This window comes from Methylobacterium sp. GXS13 (assembly GCF_001455965.1).
Classification (GTDB): domain Bacteria; phylum Pseudomonadota; class Alphaproteobacteria; order Rhizobiales; family Beijerinckiaceae; genus Methylobacterium.
Genome location: NZ_LKKO01000098.1, coordinates 1 through 5,169, shown reverse-complemented (window position 1 = coordinate 5,169; position 5,169 = coordinate 1). Strand labels below are relative to the sequence as shown.

Genomic DNA, 5,169 nt, shown 5'->3' with positions numbered 1-5,169 from the left:
GCAGCGTCAGGTAGGGCGCAACCAGCGCCCACTCCTCATCGGAAACATCGGACGGATACAGCTTGCGGGTCGCGCTCATCCCCGCTCATCTGAGCATCAGCCCGACCCAGGTCCATAACAGCCTCTAGACGATGCCAAGTATGTAGGCCTGCAATTCCTGCCGTTGCTGGAATTCGACGTCTCTGAGGCTGATGAGGCCGATCAGGTCGAGGGCGACGAAGGCGACGATCTGGCTAAAGGAACTGCCGCATGAAGCTGACCACGCTGGCGGAACCGCTGCTGGAGTTCGGTACCGGCACCCACATCTGCCCCCGCACCGGGATCGAGCACATGGGGGTCTACGACCAGCGCGACGAGCTGCGCCGGACAGAGCTGCGGATAGGAGTTGTCGGCCGCGGCGAGGGGGTCGATCTCCTCGACGAGTGGCTGGAAAAATGCCGGATCGGCATTGAGCGCAAGAAAGAGTCGAAGCTGCTGAACCTGTTCCGTGGCTTCGGCGGGATCAACCAAAACTATGGCTTTCTAACAAAACTGATCAACTCGCCGCAGTACACCCGCACCCTGAAGAAGTCCGACATCACGGAAGTCGTGAAGATGGCCTCTCGCGTCGATCGCATCGAGCGCGCCGTCGAGTTGTACTACGAGCAGATCCGCTTCCTGGCCGAGAACAGGGCCGTCGATGTGATCGTCTGCGTCATGCCGAACGAGATGTTCGATTCCGTAACGACGGCCGATAACGACGACTCGGACGAGCATGATCTAGAGCACAATTTCAGGCGCATCCTCAAAGCAAAGTCGATGCACCTCGGCACACCGCTTCAGCTCGTACGCGAGAAGACTATCCTCATCACGAAGTTCGCTGGCGATCAGCAGGATCCAGCCACCAAGGCGTGGAACTTTTGCACGGCTCTGTACTACAAGGGCAACCGCACGATCCCGTGGCGCCTAGTCGAAGATACGGCGAAGCTGCGGTCCTGCTACATTGGGATCGGCTTCTACAAGAGTCGGGATGGAGCGACGCTCTCGTCCAGCCTCGCTCAGGTTTTCGACGAGTTCGGGCACGGCATCATCCTCCGCGGCACCCCAGTCTCGATCGACAAGAAGAACCGGCACCCGTACCTAAACGAGGAGCAGGCCTACGAACTGTTGCGCGATGCCCTGGACGAGTATGACCGGGCCCTCGAGCACATGCCGGCGCGAATTGTGATCCACAAGTCCAGCTATTACCGTGACAGTGAGCGAGCCGGTTTCCTGCGGGCACTCGACGAAAAGGGCATCCGGTCGAAGGATTTCGTCGCGATCACCGACACCGAGATTAGGCTCTTTGGCGACAGTGACTATCCTCCGAAGCGCGGCACCATGCTGACGATCTCAGAGACTGAGGGCGTACTCTACACTCGTGGGACGGTCGATTTCTACAAGACCTATCCGGGTATGTATGTGCCGAATCCGCTAAAGATTAGCGTTTATGAGCAGGATTCATCCCTCGAAAACTTGTGTGATGAGATCCTTGGGCTGACGAAAATGAATTGGAACAATACCCAGATGGATGGCCGGCTGCCAATCACGCTGGAGTGCGCTCGGAAGATCGGAGACATCATGAAATATGTCAGTCCAACAGAGAAGCCGCAGGTCAGTTACAGTTTCTACATGTAGCCCGGTTTGAAAGAATTGCCACTCGGTCCTAAGCCCTGAAGAGAACCCCGGGGGAAGCAGCCGTCCTGAATGGGCGCACGTTGATTCTGAGCTGACCGTCCTCCCGAGTGTCGGCTTTTGGGCAGGCAGCCAATGTCGGCTGTTGGCGCATGTCGTAAGTGATCTCAGCTCCAAACGATCGTATGGCGCCGCCCCGGGCATCCGCTCGGGCCGAGACTGCGCTCAAGCGGGGATCGGCAAGCCGTCCCAGGCGAAGACGCCGCCGGTGTCGTTCGCGCCTAGGCCGTTCAGCACGCGCAGGAGATGCGCCGCGCTCTCTTCAGGCGAGAAGACACCGTCGGCAGTTGGGTCCGGCCGGAAGGGCCGCGACAGGTCGGAGGCGACCGTGCCCGGATGTAGGCCTACAACGATCGCCTCCGGTCGGCTGTGGGCGACTTCGATCGCGAGCGTTCGCAGAATCTGGTTCAGCGCCGACTTGGAGGCGCGGTAGGCGTACCAGCCGCCCAGTCGGTTGTCGCCGATCGATCCGACTCGCGCCGACAGGGCCGCGAAAACGCATCGCTCCCGTCGCGCCAGCAAGGGCACGAAATGCTTGGCGACGAGCGCAGGGCCGATCGTGTTGATCGCGAAAACGGTGGCCATCGCGGCGGGGTCAAGCGCCCTGACCGTCTTCTCGGGCGAGACGCCTGTCTGGTGAAGAAGGCCGGTGGCGACGATGACCAGACCGACCGGTCCGGCTTCGCCAACCCTGGCCGCCGCCGCCGCAATCGTCGCCTCGTCGCACAGGTCGATCGGAAGTGTTCGGACGCCCTGCGGAACTGACGCCTCCGAGCGAGAGAGCGCGAAGATTGGCGCGTGGGCCGCACGCTCTGCGAGCGCGCGGATCAAGGCTCCACCTATGCCGCCGGACGCGCCGACGACAACCGCGCTGGTCGGGCGCGTGGGGGTCAAGACGCAGCCTCCCTGTCGACGGCGGGGCTTCGGCGCCCCCGGCGAAAGATCAGACTGAGATTGTTGGCCGGCATCACGACATGCTCGTCCAGATGCAGATCGTGCCCTCGGGCAGCCGCCACGACCGCCTCGACGTCGCGGATCCCCCAGGAGGCATTCCTAGCGCGCAAGCTGTCGTCGAACGCGGCGTTGCTCGGCGCGGTGTGTGCGTCATCCTCCCGAAAAGGACCGTAGAGGTAAAGCACACCACCTTCCGCGAGCGTCTCTTCCGCGCCAGCCATCAGCCCGATGGTCGCGTCCCAGGGTGCGATGTGGATCATGTTGATCGCGACGACCGCGTCCGACCGTGCCACTGGCCACGGCTGACGGGTCGCATCGATCGTCAACGGCGACCGGATGTTCGCCAGCCCGGCGGCGCGGGTATGGGCGACGATACTGCGACGGGCCGCTTCATCCGGATCGCTGGGCTGCCAGACGAGCTCGGGAAGTGCACGAGCAAAATGGACGGCGTGCTCGCCCGATCCGCTCGCGATCTCAAGGACGAGGCCGATGGGCGGGAGAACGCGCTTGAGGACTTCGGCGATAAAAGCGGCGTTGCGGGCCGCAGCCGGCGAGAACAGAGCGTCTGGCATAGGGCTCTTCTAAGAGCAACCGACGCCGTGCGCATGCCCTTTCGTGGCGACGCGCCTGATCCGAGGCAACAGCGCGGCTCAAGTTCAAGGCGCGCAGCTACGGAGCGGGCGGATAGCAGTGAGATGCTGATGGCTCCTCAAACGGAGTTCCATCATGACTTCGACCAGAGATACAACCCGCCAACCGTGGAACCTCGGCCGCCTCATCGGGCCCAAGACGCCGTTCAAGCCAAAGCACATCTGGGCGATCCGTACCCGCATGCAGCACGAAGGCCGTACCCGCGATCTCGCGCAGTTCAACACGGCCATCGATAGCAAGCTGCGGGGCTGCGACCTCGTCCGCCTACGCGTGGCCGACGTCTACCTCGGCGATGGCATTCGCCTGCGTACCACCATCATCCAGCAAAAGACCGGCCGGCCCGTACCCTTCGAGTTGACCGAGTCGACTCGCGAGACGCTTTCGGCTTGGCTGAAGCTGCGAGGGCTGCGGTCCAGCGATTGGCTGTTCCCGAGCCGCAGCCGACCGGGCGAGCACCTGACGACGCGCCAGTATGGCCGGCTCGTCGACGAGTGGGTGACGCTGATTGGCCTCGACCCGGCGGGCTACGGCACGCACAGCCTGCGTAGGACGAAGGTTGCGCTAACCTACCGGCGAACCGGCAACCTAAGAGCCTGCCAGCTGCTGCTCGGTCATACCAAGCTTGAGAGCACGGTTCGCTACCTCGGAATTGAAGCAGACGATGCGCTGATGATGTCGGAGCAGACTGACATCTAACGAACATCGCGGCGGCCTACTGCAGGCCGCCGCACCAAGTCCCCCGCCGTCCTATAAGGGCGCCAAACAGCGAATTTGGTCTGACCGAAAAGAGATGGTGCGCTTCCGAGTAAGCGCGGCAGGGAAATCCGCCGCTCGCCTCAGAGGTTTTAGAACGGGAAGAGCCGCCGAAAGCGGGCAATGTTCACGAGCGCAACGAGTGACGAGGCCACGTATGTGAGGGCGGCAGCGCGCAGTACGGTGCGGGCGCCGGGCATGTCGCCCACGTCGAGGAAGCGACCCGTCTCCAGTATGGGCAGGGCCCGGCGGAAGCTCGCATCGAGTTCGACGGGCAGCGTCAGGAAGTGGAACAGGAGGCGAACGCCAAGGAGCGCGATGCCGATACCTACCTGCAGGGCGAGAAGGGCAGGCGAATGGACGAAGGCAAGCACCACGGGCGCGGTCATCATCATCAAGGCCGCGGCGAACTCGAAGCCCTGCACGATCGGGGCGAACCTCACCCGTGCCGCGAGGAGCCGGTCTCCCGCCGCGTGCTGGAGCGCATGGGCGACCTCGTGCGCCGCGACCGCGACCGCCGTGATCGAGCGGCCGTCATGATTCCCCGGCGACAGCCGCACGACGTTCGCGACCGGATCGTAGTGGTCGGCAGGCGCGATCTCGACGATGACGAGCTCCAGCCGTGCCAGGTCGAGCAGATGGCGGGCAAGCTCGCCGCCGGTCCCGGGCAAGTCCGGCCGCTCGGTGGCGTATTGCTGCATCGCCCGGCGCACCCACCACTGAGGGCCGAACACCAGACCGAACAGGAGGGCGGCGCCAAGCGCTAGGAGGATGGGCACGAGGGATATGTAGGCACGCGGCCGTAGACGTGGAAGCGCGGCGTCTTACCCGAGATGTTCACAGTCCGACAATCGCGCCACAGGCGTCAAAGACCAGACTGGGTGGGGAGCGGACCCTACCCCTTCACCCTGAAGCGGTCATTCCGCCTTCGACCCAACCTTGCCTCATTGAGGCGAGTCCCAGCTTCCCGAAAGCAGTCGCCGGTTCGAGTGGCGCTCACTCAAACGACATTTGGAATTGTTCGCATTTAAGTGCATCCTGACAGTACGCTGGGCCGGCTCGCTAGAATAATAAAGCGAGACGCTCGGCGGCGGAGGA

The 5,169-nt window shown here is 63.1% G+C and carries 5 protein-coding genes; 2 read left to right on the top strand and 3 right to left on the bottom strand.

The features are described from left to right. The first annotated feature begins 249 nt into the window (after positions 1–249). Positions 250–1,656, top strand: a complete 1,407-nt coding sequence (locus tag AO398_RS26420; protein ID WP_058195190.1) for a hypothetical protein — start codon at positions 250–252, stop codon at positions 1,654–1,656. A gap of 222 nt (positions 1,657–1,878) precedes the next feature. On the opposite strand, the gene AO398_RS26415 is transcribed toward AO398_RS26420, so the two are convergent. Together AO398_RS26415 and AO398_RS26410 are read right to left on the bottom strand one after the other, a co-directional pair. Next, positions 1,879–2,607 carry an SDR family NAD(P)-dependent oxidoreductase gene (locus tag AO398_RS26415; protein WP_058195188.1) on the bottom strand — a complete coding sequence of 243 codons (729 nt, stop codon included), beginning with the start codon at positions 2,605–2,607 and terminating at the stop codon, positions 1,879–1,881. After that, positions 2,604–3,239: a DUF938 domain-containing protein gene (locus tag AO398_RS26410; protein ID WP_058195186.1), complete on the bottom strand. Its 636-nt coding sequence runs from the start codon at positions 3,237–3,239 to the stop codon at positions 2,604–2,606. Before AO398_RS26410 ends, AO398_RS26415 begins: the two co-directional genes overlap by 4 nt. Positions 3,240–3,393: 154 nt before the next feature. Here AO398_RS26410 and AO398_RS26405 point away from each other — a divergent pair, with 154 nt between their 5' ends. Then, positions 3,394–4,014: a tyrosine-type recombinase/integrase gene (locus tag AO398_RS26405; RefSeq protein ID WP_058195184.1), complete on the top strand. Its 621-nt coding sequence runs from the start codon at positions 3,394–3,396 to the stop codon at positions 4,012–4,014. 149 nt (positions 4,015–4,163) lie between these two features. Here the strand turns inward: AO398_RS26405 and AO398_RS26400 are convergent, their stop codons facing one another. Next, positions 4,164–4,850 (bottom strand): zinc metallopeptidase, encoded by a 687-nt coding sequence (locus AO398_RS26400; RefSeq protein WP_058195182.1) that lies wholly within the window; start codon positions 4,848–4,850, stop codon positions 4,164–4,166. Positions 4,851–5,169: the final 319 nt, after the last annotated feature.

Coding starts and splice junctions, on each gene's coding strand:
- AO398_RS26405 (WP_058195184.1), top strand. CDS start 3,394: ATGACTTCGACCAGAGATACAACCCGCCAACCGTGGAACCTCGGCCGC.
- AO398_RS26420 (WP_058195190.1), top strand. CDS start 250: ATGAAGCTGACCACGCTGGCGGAACCGCTGCTGGAGTTCGGTACCGGC.
- AO398_RS26410 (WP_058195186.1), bottom strand. CDS start 3,239: ATGCCAGACGCTCTGTTCTCGCCGGCTGCGGCCCGCAACGCCGCTTTT.